Origin of the sequence: Arthrobacter sp. I3 (genome assembly GCF_000520575.1) — a bacterium.
Taxonomy (GTDB): domain Bacteria; phylum Actinomycetota; class Actinomycetes; order Actinomycetales; family Micrococcaceae; genus Arthrobacter; species Arthrobacter humicola_A.
On sequence record NZ_AZSB01000426.1, the window covers coordinates 17,405 to 33,721 of the forward strand.

Sequence of the window (16,317 nt, forward strand, 5' to 3'; positions counted from 1 at the left end):
GGTTGCCTCAGAACTTCAGGTCGATGATTTTGCGCATCCACAGCCCGCCAATGGTCATGAGGATGACGGAGGCGGCGATCATGCCCCAGCCCAGCGGGTGCGTGAACATGGCGTTCATGTAGCCGGGATTGACCAGCATCAGCATCACCACGATCCCGATCGGCATGGCCATGAGGATGTACGCGGAGAACTTTCCCTCGGCGGCGAGGGATTTGATGTGTCCTTTGATCTCGCTGCGCTCGCGGATGGTCTCGTTGACCTGGTCCAGGACTTCGGCCAGGTTCCCGCCCACCTCGCGGTTGATCTGGATGGCCTGGGCGATCCAGACGAAGTCCTCGTTCCGCATCCGGTCCGCGGTGTCGTTCAGCGAGTCCAGGAGGTCCCGGCCCAGGCTGGTCTCCGTCACGACGCGGCGCATCTCTTCCGACGTCGGGCTTTGCGATTCGGACGCGGCGGCGTCAATGGCGCGCATGATGCTGTGCCCGGCCCGGAGGCCGCCGGAGAGCAGCTGCAGGGTATCGCCGAGCTGCTGGTCGAACTTGGTGCGGCGCTTGCCGGCCAGGATGCCGAGCACGAGGTGGCCCACGACCGGCGCCAGGAGCACCAGCAGGACCGCCAGCAACGGGCCCGCGACGACGAACCCGGCGAGGCCCCCCGCAACCGCTCCGGCCAGGAGCAGGACGTAGAAGTCGGCCTGGCTCAGGCGCAGGCCGGCCTGTTCCAGCGACTCGCGGTTGAAGAGCCGGACTTTGCGGCCGGAGAAGAACCCGTCGACCAGGTGGACGGCCGAGCCGGCGAACCGGGTCAGCTGCGAGTCGGCCTGGCCCTGGATGGGCCTGCGCCGGTCCAGGGGGACACTGGCCCCGCCGGGGGCGAGCAGCACGAATCCCAGGACCAGCACCGCGCTGAAGAGCAGGCCGACGCCGATGGGCAGCAGAGTCATGGACAGATCACGCCCTTCCGGCCGGGGTCAGCGGCGCGGCAAACACAGCCGGGGAGACGTGGATGCCCAGGTCCTCGAAACGGTCGATGAAACGCGGGCGGATGCCGGTGGGGACGGGCCTGCCGAGGAACCGGCCGTGGGCGTCGACGCCGGCGGCGTAGTCGAACACGAAGGCGTCCTGGAGCGTGACGATGTCGCCCTCCATGCCCTGGACCTCCGTGACGTGGGTGATCCGCCGGGTGCCGTCCCGCAGCCGGGAGATCTGGATAATCAGGTTGACGGCCGAGGCGATCTGTTCCCGGATGGCGCGCAGCGGCAGGTCCATGCCGGCCATGAGCACCAGCGTCTCCAGACGGGCCACGGCATCCCGGGGCGAGTTGGAGTGCACTGTCGAGAGTGACCCGTCGTGGCCGGTGTTCATGGCCTGGAGCATGTCCAGTGATTCGCCGCCGCGGACCTCGCCCACCACGATCCGGTCCGGTCGCATGCGCAGGGAGTTCCGCAGCAGTTCGCGGATGGTCACCTCGCCCTTGCCCTCAGTGTTCGACGGCCGGCTTTCCAGCCGCACCACGTGTTCCTGCTGGATCTGGAGTTCGACGGCGTCCTCGATCGTCACGATCCGCTCGTCGTGGGGCAGGAACGAGGAAAGGACGTTCAGCAGTGTCGTTTTGCCGGTGCCGGTGCCGCCCGAGACGATGATGTTGAGCTTGGCCTTCACGCAGGCGTTCAGCAGTTCCGCCATTTCCGGCGTCAACGTGCCGAACTCGATGAGGTTCCGGACAGTCAGCGGCACCTTGCTGAACTTTCGGATGGTCAGCGACGAACCGCCGACGGCGAGCGGCGGGATAACGGCGTTGACGCGGGACCCGTCCTCGAGCCGCGCATCCACGAGGGGCGAGGACTCGTCGATGCGCCGGCCCACTTTGGAAACGATGCGCTCGATCACCTTGCGGAGGTGGTCCTCGGAGCTGAACCGCGACTCCGTCAAGGTCAGTTTGCCGTTGCGTTCCACGTAGATCTGGTCCATCCGGTTGACCATGATTTCCGTGACGGCGGGATCGTCCAGAAGGCGCTGCAACGGGCCGTAGCCCAGGACGTCGTCGGCCACGTCGCGGACCAGCCGGGATCGCTCTTCGGCGGACAGGGGGACCTGCTCGGCGTCGATGATGCGCGTCAACTCCTCCCGCGCGGAGGTGCGGAGGTCCTCTTCCGTGGTTGCCGAATCGTTGAAGCGGGTTCCCATGCGCTCGAACAACGCAGTGGCGGCCCGCTGTTTGAGGGCGGCGAAAGCGTCGACGGGCTGCTGGCCCCGGGCGCGGGAGTCCTGGTGCTCCGGGAAAGCCGGCACTGGTGGGCGGCCGATCTTCTGGAGCACGACGGCGGCCGGCGCTGCCGCCGTCGTCGCGCTTCCTCCGGTGGGGGACATGGCCACCGGAGATGCGGCCTGCGGGGATTCGACCCGTGGGCCGGACGCAATCGTTCCCTCGGCGGAGCGGAGCCGTTCGGACAGTTTCATCAGACCACCACCCGGCGGTGCAGTTTCTTCTGGGCGGTGGCGCGCCAGGCGGGATCGAACCGGTTGACGAGCTGTTTCAGTCCCTTGATGGCAGGATCTTTGCGTCCGTCTTGAAGGACCGGGATGCCGCGGTTGGTGGAGAACGCCACTGCCTTGGACCGCGGGATGCTGACGTCCACGGGCGCACCGATGGTCGCCTCGACGTCCTGGACACTCAACCCGGACTTCGAGTCCGCCATGTTCAGCACCACGTGCCGGGTCTCGGGCAGCAGGTCCAGGCGCCGGAGGATATCCAGGCCGGAGCGCAGCCCGCGGATACTCGGCACGTCCATGGCCGTCACCCAGACGGCGTCGGTGCACTGCTCGAGGGCGGCCAGCCCGACCTCCGGGAGCCCGGGCGCGGTGTCGACCACGACGTACTGGAACTGTTCGGCCAGTTGTTCGAGCAGGCGGGTGACCTGCTGCGGTGTGATGTCGTCAGCCTCCTCGGGCGTCCGGGGGGCGCAGAGGGCGTAGATGCTCCCGGGGTGGACGGTGAGGAAGGCTTTGAGCACGAGGGAATCCTGGCTGGCCGCGGACGAGACGGCGTCGGTCACGGTGTGCTCCGGGTTCAGGTACAGGCCCGAGGCGACGTCCCCGAACTGTAGGTCCAGGTCAACTATCACCACGCCCATGGGCGCCACTTTGCCGAGCCCGATGGCGATGTTGGTGGCAATCGTGGTTTTTCCGACGCCGCCCTTGGGGGAGAAGACGCCGATCACCAATCCCTTGGGGCTGTCCGGCTGGCTGGCCGCCGTGGTCCGGTTGCGGGTGGCGAACGACTGGCAGGCCCGCTCCAGCAGCACCCGGATCTGGGCCGGGTCCGCCGCCGGGCTGAGGATGTCGCGGATACCTGCCCGCATGGCCAGCAGGACGAAGTTCGGATCGGGCTCGCCGACCAGGATGACGCTGAGCTCGGGAATCTGGACGTCGAACACCGTCGCCAGGCGCAGGGCGTCCTCCACCGGCACGTCCGGTCCCAGGATCAGGACCTCGGGCCGTTCCTGGTTGAGGCTGGCGAAGAGTTCCGCCGGGTTCGCGGGATTGACGAACGCGAACGTCTGCAGGCCGCCCGGAAGACCGCCGGCCAGCGCCTGACGGACGCGGGCATCGAAATCCGTGTTCGGCGAAATCAGGACAAAGCGGCTCATTTGTACACCTCTGGTCGCGTCACGATGCCGGGGCGGCCGCTGTCCGTTGCGTTGATCGGTTCCTTGCTCAGCCAGATGCTGGCCGATTCCGTGAAGTTTGCGGCATAGACAATCTTTGTGGCGTCCATGTCATTCACGGCGACAGTAACGATCATGGAGCCGGTGGGCAGCGACGTGTCCTCGGCATCCGCGGGGGAGCCGGCGGCAGAGGGCTGCGGGGACGGGGCCACCACCGGGGCGCGCTGGACAGCCGTCACGAGAGCCTTGTGTACCGTCAGCTGGGTAGTCTCTTTGTCTGCCTTCGCCTCGAGGCCGCCGTCCTTGAGGTTGATGAAGACACCCACATGGTCGCCCGCCGCGAGACGGCCGCCGACGAGCCGCTGGGGCTCGAGCTGGAAGGAAACCTCCTGCAGGCCCTTAGGCACTTCAATCGCTCCGCTCGCCTTTAGTGCCTCCGGCTCGATCAGCCGCTCGGCGACGAGCTGTTCGCCAGGGAGGAGGTCGACGGCGGTGACTTTGCCGGCCAGCCCGTCCAGGTTCGTGAGAGCCGACTTCGAGACGGCTTTTCCGGGAAGATCCTGGCTGGTCACGAATGCTTTCAAGGCCGCGACCGACGTGCCGGCCGGCACAGCTTTCGACACCACGAGAACGGTGACGGGCTGCAGGCCCTGCACCGCCCTGCTGTCGGCGCCCTGCGCGTAGCTGACTACCAGGATGGCTCCGACGACGGCCAGCACCAGGGCCGCTATGCCTGCCAATAAGCGTGACTTCACTATTAGGGCGCTCCAATGGTAAGGCGGACTATTGAGGTCCCGTAGTCTGGTGCCGCGCCGAGTGCGAAGGCGTCGGACAGCGAGACGTAACGGACGAAATAGCCCCTGATGGTCTTGTTCTTGAGCGTCCCGCTCAATGACCAGTTGTAATTGGAAAACCGGTAGCCAGTGACATGAAAGGCGGCAAATCCCTTCACGTAATACTTGCCGCTGGAGCCGTTACCGGTGGCCACGTCGTACAGCGGGAAAAGGACTGTTTGGTCATTCATCTTGCTCATGTCCGCAGCCGTGCACTCCTGTGGTGCGCTCGCTCCCGTGTTGCTGGTGAACCATGCGCCAGCACTGTTCGCCTGTCCGGCGGTCAGGGTGACTCCGCATTTTGCATCGCTATCCGTAATCCAGCCGAAGCCACCCGGGATCTCGCCACAGCCGCCGGAATCCATGTCCAGGACTTGTTCGGCGCCAGTCAGCGAACCGGGTATCAGGTTGAGCTTGCATTGGGCTATGGCCAGGGGCAGAAGGATCGTGCCCGTGGACGGAGTCCCCCACTGCACACGGGACGTGGCTGTTACTTCGGCGCTTGAAAAACCCATGGCACGGGCAAAGAAGAGGGAAACCCTGTTGGGCGTCTTACCTGCTTCCTGGGCCCCTACCGTTACTTTCACGGTGCGGGCGGCCTTGTCCAGGACAAGGGCCGCAATGTTGCTCGCGCCGTCGGGAGCGTTGTCGTTGGCGAGGCCACGGGCCAGTGGGGAACTGGTGGAGCAGTCGGCGTCGTTGATGTTCTTGGCGCACTTCTGGGCGATCATGAGAGCCGCTGCATCCGAGCCGTTCTGATCCTGGGTCCGCTCTGCGTAAAGCATGCCGACGTCGACAGCCAGCGCGGCGAACCCCAACAGGGTGACCATGAGGATCGCGACCAGGATGCTGATGGCGCCGCGCTCGCCGTCTTCCTCCGCGCTCACCTTGCCTAGCCGCCGCATACCATGACTCCCGTGCCTTGCATCGGGAATGGCCCGGCGAAGCCTGTCATGGTGGCGAGGGTGTAGGAGATTGTGAAGGTCACTTGCGCTCCGGTGGTACAGGTGGCGGGATTGAGGGTGATATTGGCGTCCGTCAGGGCAGGCTTCAGAGCCGGGGCCGCGTTTTTGGCTGCAATCCGCGCGGCCGTGGGGTCGTTGCCTATTGCCATCACGCGCACGCCTTCGCGGGCGGCGTTAGACAGCGAAATCTGGACGTTGTAGGCGCGACCGAACTCCATGATGCCCAACAGCAGCATGATCAGTACCGGAGCCAGGAGGGCGAACTCCACAGCCACGGCCCCCCGTTCTTTTGTCGTGGACATAGGGGGACGCCTTTCTCCCTGTCGCTTGCCGGGTGGTCGTGTGGTGGCGGCTCCGAGCCGCCACCAAACGATGATTCGGGGCCGACGGGGATTACGGCGTGCAGGAAGCCTGCCCGGCCGCGCCACCTGCAGCGAAAGTCCCATGCGATACGGAGCATTGCACCTGCACGAACGTGTCATGCAAGGTGCCGCCGAGGAGCGTGACAGCCGCGATGATCACGACCGCTATCAGCGAGACCATGATGCCGTATTCGACAGCGGTGGCGCCGCGCTGGTCGCGGCAAAGATGGGCAGCGACGTTACTGAAGAAAGAACGCATGAATGCCTCCTGAGCGGACTGGTTAACGGAGAATTACCTTGGCGGGCGCTACGCGCAAGTCGACGTAGCGGCTGTCCAGGTCTTACCTGAGACTTGGCACTGCACCTGGTTGAACGTGTTCTTCATCGTGGTGCCGAGGAGCGTCACGGCGACGATGATCACGACCGCGATGAGGGAGACCATGATGCCGTATTCGACGGCGGTGGCGCCGCGCTGATCTCGGCGAAGACGGGCTGCGAAGCTGGAGAGAATGGAACGCATTGGGGACTCCTGAGCGAGTTGGGCGGCTGGCCCTGCACCAGCACTGAGAGGAACTTAGCAACCGACGACACGCCGACGATTCGCCTTTGACGCATCCTGTGCTAAGGCTTCCCAAACTGCACGTTTCCTGTACATTCCCTGCGCACATACTGCGCTGGAGCACGCGCCTTTGCCCGGACACACAGGAGGACCCCCTCGGCTCTGGGTCCAAGGGGGTCCGGTCTATAGGCTGCCCACGGAACGGGCAACGGTGCGTTCGCTGTCCTAACGGTTGGCGATGACGTCCATGATGCTGAGGACTGTGGGTCCCAGCACCACGATGAACAGCGCGGGAAGGATGGAGAAGATCAGCGGGAACAGCATTTTTACCGGCATCTTCATAGCGTGCTCTTCGGCCCGCTGGCGGCGCTTGACCCGCATTACTTGTGCTTGGGACTTCAAGACGCTTGCGATTGCGATGCCGTAACTGTCGGCTTGGACGACTGACCTGACGAAGGATCGCAGATCCGGCACATCAACCCGCTGGGCCATCGCCAGATACGCCTCCTTGCGGGACCGACCCACCTGGATGTCTTGTAGGGTTCTAACGAGTTCGTCCGCCAGAGGCCCTCTACCAGATTCCCCGGCTCGCGCCATGGCCGTCTCGAATCCCAGTCCGGCCTGGACCGAGATGAGCATCTGGTCCAGGGCATTGGGGAGCTCGAGCTTGATCGAAGCCCGGCGTTTCTCCGCGTAATTCCGGAGGAGGATGTCCGGGAGGAAATAGCAAAGTGCGGTCACGCCGAGAAAGAGGACAAATTTCATGGCCGACGGATCAGCGGCGTAAACCAGTATGCCGAGGACGGCGCCGGCCAGGGCGAGCAGCGGCTTTACCATGATGACGCGGGCCAACGGCCACGCCTTGGGTCGGCCGGCACCCGCGACCTGCTTGTCCAACCAGGCAGCGTAGCCCTTGGGCATTGCCCTTCTGGTCAGCGACGCCAACTGTTCGTTGGCCGTCAGCGCGGACTCCCGAACCTGGGGACGGTGTCCCAGATTGGACTGGATATTCCTGAAACCGGCACGGTCTCCTGTCAAAGCCAGCCACGTCATAAGGGACAGCGGGGCGATGACCGCCAGAATGGCGGCGTAGGCAATAGTTTGCATGGTTCTCTCCCTGCTTTCCTAGAACTTCGGCTTGATGAGCCGGCTGAGCCATAAGCCGCCGACAACCAGGAGTAGCGCCGCGGCGGCGATCATGAGGTATCCGGGCAACGTGGTCGTAAACACTCTTGAATACAGCGGGTTGAAGAGGGTCAGGCAAATGAACATGACGATCGGCAACGCCATCAGGACGAGAGCCGAAATTCTTCCTTCTGCGCTGAGGGCGCGGACCTGGCCGCGGATCTGGTTCCGGTCCCGGATGGTTTCTCCAACATGGTCCAGCACTTCTGCGAGGTCCCCGCCGACTTCCCGGTGGATCTCAACGGACCGCGCGATCCAGCCGAAGTCCTCGTTATCTGACCGGCGGGCCACTTCGTCGAGCGATTCGCCCAGGTCTCGGCCGATCCTCGTCTCGTTGACCACCCGGCTGAGTTCCTCGGCCATGGGTGCCTCGTTTTCCTGAGCCGCAGCATCAATTGCCCGCAAAAGACTGTGGCCAGCACGGAGGCCGCCGGAGAACATCTGAAGCGTGTCGGGCACCTGCTCATCGAACTTCCGTCGGCGCCGGGAGATCCGGACGTTGAGCAGCATGTACAGGAGAACGGGGGCCAGGATGGCCAGAAGCAGGGCCGAGAACAGGCCGCCGGTGAAAAACCCGAGGACTCCGGCCACGAGCGTAGCGGCGCCGGCCATCAGGAGGTAATCGCCTGGACCTTTCTTGAGACCTGCAGCATCGAGCCTGTCCCGGCTCAGGACCCCGTGAGTGCTACCCCGAACGCCACTGTTAAGGGCCCTGACTGTCTGGTCCGTCAGCTTAGTGAAGGCTGAGGTCTGCGGTGCAGCGTCGGGCCTCCGCCGGGACAGCGGCACGGCGGACCGTGACTTGAGCACTACTGTGAACGTGATCGCAAGGGCTCCATAGACCATCAGGAGGCCGGCCACGAAGGCGAGGGGTGAAATTTCCGGAAGCATTGCTACCGCCCCCTGACCGGCTGGACGCCGAAGACCGCCGGAGAGATATGGATACCGAGCTCGTCGAACCGGTCCGTGAACCTCGGCCGGACTCCAGTAGGAACCGGTTTGCCGAGGAACCTGCCATTGGCGTCCACGCCGGCGGAATAGTCGAAAACGAACGCGTCCTGGAGCGTCACGATGTCGCCTTCCATGCCCTGGACCTCGGTGATGTGGGTGACGCGCCGGGAACCGTCGCGGAGCCGCGAGATGTGCACGATTAGGTTTACGGCAGAGGCCACTTGCTCACGCACGGCCCGCAGCGGAAGGTCCATGCCCGCCATCAGGACCAGGGTTTCGAGTCTGGCGATGGCGTCACGTGGCGAGTTAGCGTGGACCGTTGAGATAGAGCCGTCGTGACCGGTGTTCATGGCCTGCAGCATGTCAAGGCACTCCCCGCCACGGACTTCGCCGACGACGATCCGGTCTGGCCGCATGCGGAGGGAATTCCTTACGAGGTCGCGAATGGAGACCTCACCCTTGCCCTCGATGTTTTGCGGCCTGCTCTCCAGCCGCACCACGTGGTCCTGCTGTAGCTGTAGTTCCACGGCGTCCTCGATCGTGACGATCCGGTCCGAGGCCGGAATGAACGAGGAGAGCACGTTGAGCAGGGTCGTCTTGCCAGTGCCCGTGCCGCCGGAGACGATGATGTTCATGCGTGCCAGAACACAGGCGTGCAGCAGTTCGGCCATCTCGGGAGACAGGCTTCCCATGGCGATCAGGTTGTCGACGGTGAGGGGATCCCTGCCGAACTTGCGGATGGTTAGCGCGGGTCCGTTCACTGCCAGTGGCGGAATGATGGCGTTGACGCGGGATCCGTCCGACAGCCTGGCGTCCACAAGGGGCGAGGACTCATCGATCCGCCGGCCCACGTTAGAGACGATCCGCTCAATCACCCGGCGAAGGGCCTCGTCCGAAGTGAACTTCGTGTCCGTCAGGTGCAGCTGGCCCTGGCGTTCAACGTAGATCTGGTCGAAACGGTTGACCATGACTTCGGTGACGGCGGGATCGTCCAGGTAGCGCTGAATCGGACCATGGCCCAGGACGTCATCGATGATCTCTCGAATCAACCGCTGGCGTTCAGGGCCCGAGAGCGGGATCTGCTCGTCTTCGACCACCAGCTTGAGCTCGTCCTTGACGGACTGATGCAGCTCGGCCTCGCCGATGGAGGAGTCGGTAATCCGGGAGCCCAGCCGCTCGAAGAGCGCCTGGCTGGCCCGCTCCTTGAGCGCGTTAAGGGCCTCGCTGGCAACGGAAGCCGTCTGCTGGACCTCGACGACGTCGATCCGTGCTTCCGCGGCCGTCTTGGCCTCGTGAATTCGACCCAGCGTCGACGGAGACTGGAAGACATCCACCGGAGCCGGCGGCTGTTCCGCCTCTGGTTGTCCGGCGGGGGACTCCCCGCGCAGTTGCAGGAATCGGTCTGTGAGGCTCACTGGAATACCGCCCTTCTGTGAAGTTGCTTGTGCGGTCTTGCTTCCCACTCGGGCTTGAATCGCTCCACCAGCTGGCGCAGTCCTTTGGAAGCTGTATCCCTGCTGCTGTCCTGGAGAACGGGGACTCCCTTGTTGGTGGAGAAAGGGAGGCTCTTTGAGCGCGGGAGCACAACGTCCACCGGGGCACCGACTGTTGCTTCGACATCCTTGAGAGTCAGGCCGGCACGGCGGTCGGCCATGTTCAACACGATGTGGCGGTGTTCGGGAATCAGGTTGAGTTCTTCCAGAATCTGGAAGCCGGTACGCATGCCGCGGATGCTGGGAACGTCCATTCCGCAGATCCAGACGGCATCGGTCGCCTGTTCCAGCGTCGCCAGGACGTGTTCGCCCAGCCCAGGCGCCGTGTCCACCACGATGTAGCGGAATTCCTGCCGGAGTTGCTCCAACAGATGGGACACATGGGCTCCGGTGATCCGGTCCATTTCGATGGGCGTTCGAGGTGCGCACAGAGCATAGATGCCGGCCGGATGGACTGTGAGATAGGTCTTGAGGACCATGGAGTCCTGGCTGGCGGCGCCAAGTACGGCGTCCGTGATGGTGAATTCGGGTTCGAGCAGCAGACCGCTGGCCACATCACCGAACTGGAGGTCGAGATCGACGATCACCACACTCATCGGTGACGTCTTTCCGAGCCCAACTGCGAGATTCGTGGCCACCGTGGTCTTACCCACGCCGCCTTTGGGTGACATCACCGCGATGACACGCCCAGCGCCGCCGTGATCGGCGTGCTCGGACGCCTGCGGGGCGAGTCCGCGACGCCGGCCCGCCGCCGCGAGGCTGGCCCGCTCCAGCATGATGCGGATGGTGTCCGCGTCGGCCGCGGGATCAAGGAAATCCCGGACACCGGCCCGCATGGCCTGCAAGACTGTCTCCGGTGTGGCCGTCGCGGCAAGCACCACACTGATTTCGGGGTATTGGAGGTCCATGACGGAGGCCAGCTTGAGGGAACCTTCCACCGGTAGGCCAGGTCCGAGGATCAGGACTTCCGGGGGTTCTCCCTGCATCTGGCGGAGAATGTCGGCCGGCCCCTCGGGGAGGTAGTCGACCGGAAACACGTGCAGGCTGCCGTGGAGTCCGGTAACGGCCAGACGGACCAGCCGTTCAAAGTCGCTGTTCGGGCTAATGAGTACGAAGCGGCTCATCGGAACAGCCCTGCCGTGTCGACTACGCCCTTGGTGGACTCGACTGCGTCGCCCGGCTCCTTGGACAGGTAGATCTTGCCGAACTCAGCGGCGAAGACAATCCGCTCTGCATCGGCAGAGTTCCTGGCCATGGTGATGAGGTAGTTGCCGTCGCCTTGAGACTTGCTGCTCGACGTCGAGGAAACCTGGCTGGTGCCAGAAGCAGTGTCCGACGTTCCGGTCTGTGTGGCTGCGCCGTCGCTGAACTGCGCAGCCGTCACGAGGACCTTGTGGAAGCTCAGTTGTGTCTTGCTGACCTTTCCTCCGGCTTGGCCACCGGTATCTTCCAGCGAAAGGAAGACCCCCACTGTGTCGCCGGCCTTCAGCATCCCGCCGGCTACTCGCTCGATGGGGAGTTTCAGAGTGATTTCTTGGAGTCCCGAGGGAACCTGCACGCGGGCCGGTCCAAGGAAGGCATTTTGCTCCACCATCCGGCTGGACAGCAGCTGCTCTCCCGGCATCAGCGCGACGGCTGAAACCTTCGAGCCCAGGGACGCGAGATCTGTGACGTTGTTCTCGGCAATCGCGAGCTTCGGAACCGCTTTCTTGGTCACCGAGCCGGCGATAGCTTCGGCAGAGGCTCCGGCCGGAATGGACTTCTGCACGATGTAGATATTTTCAGTTTCTGTACTGGCCAATGCCCGTTTATCAGCATTCTGAACATAGGTGGCCAGCAATACGGTTCCGATAATGGCCACAAGTAATGCGGCGATGCCTCCCAGTAGGCGTGTTTTCATGATAACCCCTTAGAAATTACCTATTTGATTAATTTGATATCAACCGTTCCAAGATTCGCTCCCGTGCCACCCGCCCCCGTCCAGGAGTCGATGGATTCAAACTTCACAAACTGGCCGATGACGCAGCGATCGTTGCCCGCGTTGCAGGCCAAGGCGCTGGTCATTCCGGGGTCGCTGGCGGTATTGCGGAACTCGTAGGAGTGGTTGTTGCCAAATTTCCAGCCCCAGATCTTGAACGTGGCGTAGCCGATGATGTGGAATGTGCCGTTCTGTCCCTGATTGGTTGCGTTGTCGAAGACGGGGAAGGAGACCTTGACGTCGCGACCTGCGAGGATGGTGGTCTTCCAGCCATCCAGGATCGTGGCGCAGTCGGTTGGCGGGTTGTTGCCGGGGTCCGATCCCATGTTGTTGGTGCCGGTTTGCGTGGTCGCATTGCAGGGGGAATCTCGGTCCAGCCAGCCCCAGCCGCCTGGGATCTGTGTCCCTGACGGTCCGGTGCAGGTGCCGCCCGGCTTGTAGGAGATCTTCTGGACCTCGCCAGTGGCGAGTGCACCGGAGAGGTTGAAGCAATGGTTGGACAGCGCCAGCGGGAATCCGGACCCTTTCGACTTATTGCCGAATGTCGCGATTGCGTTTGCCCGTACCGTGACCGGTGGTGCATTCAGGGCGCTGGCGAACAGCTTCGTGAGGAATCCGTTGCTGCCACTGCGCGTGGACGTCACCACCTTGACCTGGTTCGGGACAGACAAGTCGACAGAATCTACAGTCGTCGCCCCATCATTGGAATTGGGTCCACTCAGTTCGGCGGCCCAGGCCATGGCCTGACCAACGGTGCAGCCTCCCGCCTTATGGCACTGCTGCGCGGCAGCCATGGCACCCGCATCCGCCGCGTTCTGCAGTTGTGCGCGCTCGGCGTAGATCTGGCCGGTATCGACTGCCAAGGCCCCAGCGCCGATGAGCACCAGCATCATGACTGCCACGAGGACGCCGGCGGCGCCGCGCTCTTTGCCGTCAGCTTTGGTCGCAGTTGTTAGCCGCCGCATCGCATGGCCCCCGTTCCACGAAGAGTGACTCTGCTGCCGAGGAAGTTCGTCAGGGTGTTCGCGGTGTAGGTGACGTTGACCGTTGCGGTTCTGCCTTCAGCGCAAGCTGTCGGTGTGAATGAATAAGTGAAGCCGGCCGCGCTAAGCCCGGGGGCGCCGGCTAGGGCGGCCGCAATGGCGTCGCTCTGGTTGTTCTTGACCGCCATGGTCCTGGCTGCCTCGCGGGCAGCCTGAGTCACGGAAATCTGCAGGTTGTACGTGTATGACAACTCCACGATCCCGACAACCAAGGACAAGAGGAGGGGCGCTACGAGGGCGAATTCGACGGCGGCCGAGCCGCGTTCCCGCCCCGGCGCCCGAGACCGGGGCGCTCGCGAATTGCTGCGTTTCATGGGATCCCCCCAGGGATAGATGCAGCGGACGATTAAGAGAAATGTGCCGCGTCCGCGAGACACGGACGCGGCACATCGTGTGTGGCTGAGACCTGTTTTTGAAATGTTGAGCTGTGGGGCCTAGTTGGCCCAAGCTGCGACGTGTGTACCAAGCTCGGTGAACCAGGCGCTGAGCGAAGTTCCGAAGGCGGTAGCGCCGCCGATGACCAGGAAGGCGATGAAAGCAACCAGCAGCGAGTATTCCGTCGCAGTCGCTCCCTTTTCAGGGGTGAGCTTGTCCTTGACGCCGGCAACAAAAGCGAGCATTGAGACCATGAGACCAGTCATTTTATTTATCCTTTTCCAGAGTGTGATTAGTAAACGAATTTCCTGCAAATCCCCGATTGCTTATTTGCTGGAGCTTCGTTGGAACAACATTTGCACGGCCGCAAACGGCACGGCAATGAAGTTCGATACTCGACTTTTTGGAGGAAAAAATGGGTATCACCTGCCCCGAAACCGGGGTGTACTCAGTTTCCAAGTAGGGCAGGGGTTCGATTACTTGGTTTGATCAGCCGTCTTACTTAATCAGCAGTCCAGGTGAAGGCGGCGACCACTTAGGGGAGCAGCAGGATTATGGCCAGTCCGGCAGCCAGCATCGAGGGCCCGTAGGGCACTTCCTTCGGCTTGTTTCCGCGGTTTTTGAGGACCAGGAGCACGGAGGCGAGGCCGCCAGCGACAAACCCCAGGGCTCCGCCGTAGAACAAGTGGGTCCAGCCTAGGTAGCCCAAGTACAGCCCAAGTGGTGCTGCGAGCTTCACATCGCCCATTCCAAGGCCGTTTTTGCTGGTCAGGGCAAGAGAAAGGTACAAAACGAACAATATTGAGGCGCCGGCGACCCCGCGTAGCAGGCTACCTGCCTCGCCGGACACGCCGGCGGCGACCCCAAGAAGCGCAATTCCGACCACCAATAGGGGTAAAACCATCCGGTTGGGGAGCAGGTGGTGCTGCATGTCGACTCGCGCCAGCTGGACGCCGGCTACAGCCAGCAATATGTAGGCGGGAAGCTCTGGGGAGGCGCCGAACCGCCACGCCAGCAGTGCGGACAGCGCGAGGGTGGCGGCCGCCGTCGTAAGCTTCATGCGTAGCGTCAGAGGCCCGCCCAGGCGGGGGAGTGTGCGCTGGATGAGGAATTCGGCCAGCAGGGACAGGCATGCGCCGGCGAGACCAACACTGGCTATGAAGGCAATGAAGGGCAATCCGGTGAGCGATCCGTTCGGCTGCGCCAGCAGGGTCGGCTGCCCAAGCAGCAGGGAGATGGTACCGGCGGCGGCGGGATCGGACACGGTTCCTCCAAGGGATGCGACGGGCCGGCACGGGGCTGTCTGCTGAAACTGAGAGCAGACGGGATGCATCCGGACACCCCATTTTGACCCAACAGGCCGCCGTCGGCTATTCTTGGTAGTCGTTGTGCGTGTCCTATCTCGATGGTGCGTGCCCGCTTGAGAATCCGGTTGCAGGATAGCTACTCAACGTGCACATTCGAGACCTCAGGATGACTGGTTACATGGAGCCCTCACCTCTGTTCCGGTAGCGCATAGATAGTAGGTGCACCGTAAGAGTGACGCCTAAAACAAGAACGCCAGAACAAGAACGAGGCAAACACCGTGCGTACGTACACCCCGAAGCCCGGCGATATCAACCGCCAGTGGCACGTCATTGACGCCACCGACGTTGTCCTTGGTCGTCTTGCCAGCCAGACCGCAATCCTGCTGCGCGGCAAGCACAAGGCCACCTTTGCGTCCCACATGGACATGGGCGACTTCGTCATCATCATCAACGCTGAAAAGGTTGCCCTCACCGGCGCCAAGCTGGAGCAGAAGCGCGCATACCGCCACTCCGGCTACCCGGGCGGCCTGACCTCCGTCAACTACGCGGAGCTGCTTGAGTCCAACCCGGTTCGCGCCGTGGAGAAGGCCATCAAGGGCATGCTCCCGAAGAACTCCCTCGCTGCACAGCAGCTGGGCAAGCTGAAGGTGTACCGCGGTGCAGAGCACCCCCACGCCGCCCAGCAGCCCAAGACTTTCGAAATCACCCAGGTCGCCCAGTAGTCCTGGCCACCAACCAACTTTTTATCAAGGAGAATCGTGGCTCAGAACGAAGAACTGACCACCGAAGCCGTTGAGGCTGAGGAAAACCTGACCAGCTACACCTCGGAGAGCGGTGCTGCGGAAGCAGCTGCGCCGAAGAAGGAACGCCCGGCACTGACCGTTGCCGGCGCTGCAGTTGGCCGTCGTAAGGAAGCCGTTGCACGCGTTCGCGTTGTGCCCGGTTCCGGCAAGTGGACCATCAACGGCCGCGAGCTGGCGAACTACTTCCCGAACAAGCTGCACCAGCAGGACGTCAACGAGCCCTTCAAGATCCTCGATCTTGACGGCGCCTACGACGTCATTGCCCGCATCCACGGTGGCGGCATCTCCGGCCAGGCCGGTGCCCTGCGCCTCGGCATCGCCCGTTCGCTGAACGAGATCGACACCGAGAACAACCGCGCCACCCTGAAGAAGGCCGGTTACCTGCGCCGCGACGCTCGCGTCATCGAGCGCAAGAAGGCCGGTCTCAAGAAGGCCCGCAAGGCTCAGCAGTACTCGAAGCGTTAATTCTGCTTCCAAGCGCTTATGGCGCTTGCACGAAAGCCCGTCCCGCCACTCGGCGGGGCGGGCTTTCGCCGTTTAAGCCAGACTTGCACCGGCCATCGACTAAACTTGGTCCGATGTCTAGATTATTTGGAACCGATGGAGTCCGGGGCCTGGCGAACGGGTTGCTGACCGCCGAGCTCGCGTTGCAGCTGGCCCAGGCCGCCGCCGTCGTACTTGGCCATGACCGCAACACGACCGGGAAGCGGCCGATCGCCGTGGTGGCACGGGACCCGCGGGCCAGCGGGGAGTTCCTCGCGGCTGCCGTGGAGGCGGGGCTCTCCAGCTCGGGAAT

Annotated in this window: 19 protein-coding genes and 1 pseudogene; 3 read left to right on the top strand and 17 right to left on the bottom strand. The window is 63.4% G+C overall.

What is annotated here, in order from left to right; genetic code table 11:
• Positions 1–7 precede the first annotated feature (7 nt).
• The 17 genes from Y706_RS0100125 to Y706_RS0100205 all read right to left on the bottom strand — a co-directional run bounded on the left by Y706_RS0100125 (position 8) and on the right by Y706_RS0100205 (position 14,675).
• Positions 8–943, bottom strand: a complete 936-nt coding sequence (locus tag Y706_RS0100125; protein ID WP_028275010.1) for a type II secretion system F family protein — start codon at positions 941–943, stop codon at positions 8–10.
• A 7-nt stretch (positions 944–950) separates the two neighbouring features.
• On the bottom strand, positions 951–2,459 hold the full coding sequence (locus Y706_RS0100130; RefSeq protein WP_028275011.1) for a TadA family conjugal transfer-associated ATPase: 1,509 nt from the start codon (positions 2,457–2,459) through the stop codon (positions 951–953).
• Complete coding sequence (locus tag Y706_RS0100135) at positions 2,459–3,649, bottom strand: CpaE/TadZ family protein (RefSeq protein WP_028275012.1); 1,191 nt, start codon at positions 3,647–3,649, stop codon at positions 2,459–2,461. Before Y706_RS0100135 ends, Y706_RS0100130 begins: the two co-directional genes overlap by 1 nt.
• Positions 3,646–4,407 (bottom strand): Flp pilus assembly protein CpaB, encoded by a 762-nt coding sequence (locus Y706_RS0100140; RefSeq protein WP_253906653.1) that lies wholly within the window; start codon positions 4,405–4,407, stop codon positions 3,646–3,648. Before Y706_RS0100140 ends, Y706_RS0100135 begins: the two co-directional genes overlap by 4 nt.
• A gap of 17 nt (positions 4,408–4,424) precedes the next feature.
• Complete coding sequence (locus Y706_RS0100145) at positions 4,425–5,387, bottom strand: pilus assembly protein TadG-related protein (RefSeq protein WP_253906654.1); 963 nt, start codon at positions 5,385–5,387, stop codon at positions 4,425–4,427.
• A 5-nt stretch (positions 5,388–5,392) separates the two neighbouring features.
• Entirely contained in the window at positions 5,393–5,767 is a 375-nt protein-coding gene (locus Y706_RS0100150) for a TadE/TadG family type IV pilus assembly protein (protein ID WP_028275015.1), read from the bottom strand.
• Positions 5,768–5,858: 91 nt separating this feature from the next.
• The gene (locus tag Y706_RS0100155) at positions 5,859–6,086 is read right to left on the bottom strand and encodes a Flp family type IVb pilin (protein ID WP_028275016.1); all 228 of its coding nucleotides are present in this window, start codon (positions 6,084–6,086) and stop codon (positions 5,859–5,861) included.
• A gap of 48 nt (positions 6,087–6,134) precedes the next feature.
• Complete coding sequence (locus Y706_RS22700) at positions 6,135–6,347, bottom strand: Flp family type IVb pilin (protein WP_043433869.1); 213 nt, start codon at positions 6,345–6,347, stop codon at positions 6,135–6,137.
• Between the two features lie 264 nt (positions 6,348–6,611).
• Positions 6,612–7,493 (bottom strand): type II secretion system F family protein, encoded by an 882-nt coding sequence (locus tag Y706_RS0100165; protein WP_028275017.1) that lies wholly within the window; start codon positions 7,491–7,493, stop codon positions 6,612–6,614.
• Positions 7,494–7,511: 18 nt separating this feature from the next.
• Positions 7,512–8,183, bottom strand: a complete 672-nt coding sequence (locus Y706_RS0100170; RefSeq protein ID WP_253906655.1) for a type II secretion system F family protein — start codon at positions 8,181–8,183, stop codon at positions 7,512–7,514.
• Between the two features lie 281 nt (positions 8,184–8,464).
• A complete protein-coding gene (locus tag Y706_RS0100175) occupies positions 8,465–9,937 on the bottom strand; it encodes a TadA family conjugal transfer-associated ATPase (protein ID WP_028275019.1) in 1,473 nt (490 codons plus the stop codon).
• The gene (locus tag Y706_RS0100180; RefSeq protein ID WP_028275020.1) at positions 9,934–11,139 is read right to left on the bottom strand and encodes a CpaE/TadZ family protein; all 1,206 of its coding nucleotides are present in this window, start codon (positions 11,137–11,139) and stop codon (positions 9,934–9,936) included. The genes Y706_RS0100175 and Y706_RS0100180 overlap by 4 nt, the downstream gene beginning before the upstream one ends.
• Positions 11,136–11,915: a Flp pilus assembly protein CpaB gene (locus Y706_RS0100185; protein WP_028275021.1), complete on the bottom strand. Its 780-nt coding sequence runs from the start codon at positions 11,913–11,915 to the stop codon at positions 11,136–11,138. The genes Y706_RS0100180 and Y706_RS0100185 overlap by 4 nt, the downstream gene beginning before the upstream one ends.
• A gap of 20 nt (positions 11,916–11,935) precedes the next feature.
• Positions 11,936–12,958 (bottom strand): pilus assembly protein TadG-related protein, encoded by a 1,023-nt coding sequence (locus Y706_RS0100190; RefSeq protein ID WP_028275022.1) that lies wholly within the window; start codon positions 12,956–12,958, stop codon positions 11,936–11,938.
• Positions 12,946–13,350 carry a TadE/TadG family type IV pilus assembly protein gene (locus Y706_RS0100195; protein WP_043433872.1) on the bottom strand — a complete coding sequence of 135 codons (405 nt, stop codon included), beginning with the start codon at positions 13,348–13,350 and terminating at the stop codon, positions 12,946–12,948. The genes Y706_RS0100190 and Y706_RS0100195 overlap by 13 nt, the downstream gene beginning before the upstream one ends.
• A gap of 120 nt (positions 13,351–13,470) precedes the next feature.
• Positions 13,471–13,677 carry a Flp family type IVb pilin gene (locus Y706_RS0100200; RefSeq protein ID WP_028275024.1) on the bottom strand — a complete coding sequence of 69 codons (207 nt, stop codon included), beginning with the start codon at positions 13,675–13,677 and terminating at the stop codon, positions 13,471–13,473.
• Positions 13,678–13,946: 269 nt separating this feature from the next.
• Positions 13,947–14,675 carry a prepilin peptidase gene (locus tag Y706_RS0100205; RefSeq protein WP_084475787.1) on the bottom strand — a complete coding sequence of 243 codons (729 nt, stop codon included), beginning with the start codon at positions 14,673–14,675 and terminating at the stop codon, positions 13,947–13,949.
• Positions 14,676–14,996: 321 nt separating this feature from the next.
• Between Y706_RS0100205 and rplM the strand changes: the two genes are divergently transcribed.
• The 3 genes and pseudogenes from rplM to Y706_RS27610 form a co-directional block, all read left to right on the top strand.
• Positions 14,997–15,440, top strand: coding sequence for a 50S ribosomal protein L13 (gene rplM, locus Y706_RS0100210; protein ID WP_015937805.1), 444 nt, complete (start codon positions 14,997–14,999; stop codon positions 15,438–15,440).
• Between the two features lie 36 nt (positions 15,441–15,476).
• A complete protein-coding gene (gene rpsI / locus Y706_RS22705) occupies positions 15,477–15,986 on the top strand; it encodes a 30S ribosomal protein S9 (protein WP_018773707.1) in 510 nt (169 codons plus the stop codon).
• A gap of 113 nt (positions 15,987–16,099) precedes the next feature.
• A pseudogene (locus Y706_RS27610) lies at positions 16,100–16,317 on the top strand (phosphoglucosamine mutase); the annotation flags it as partial.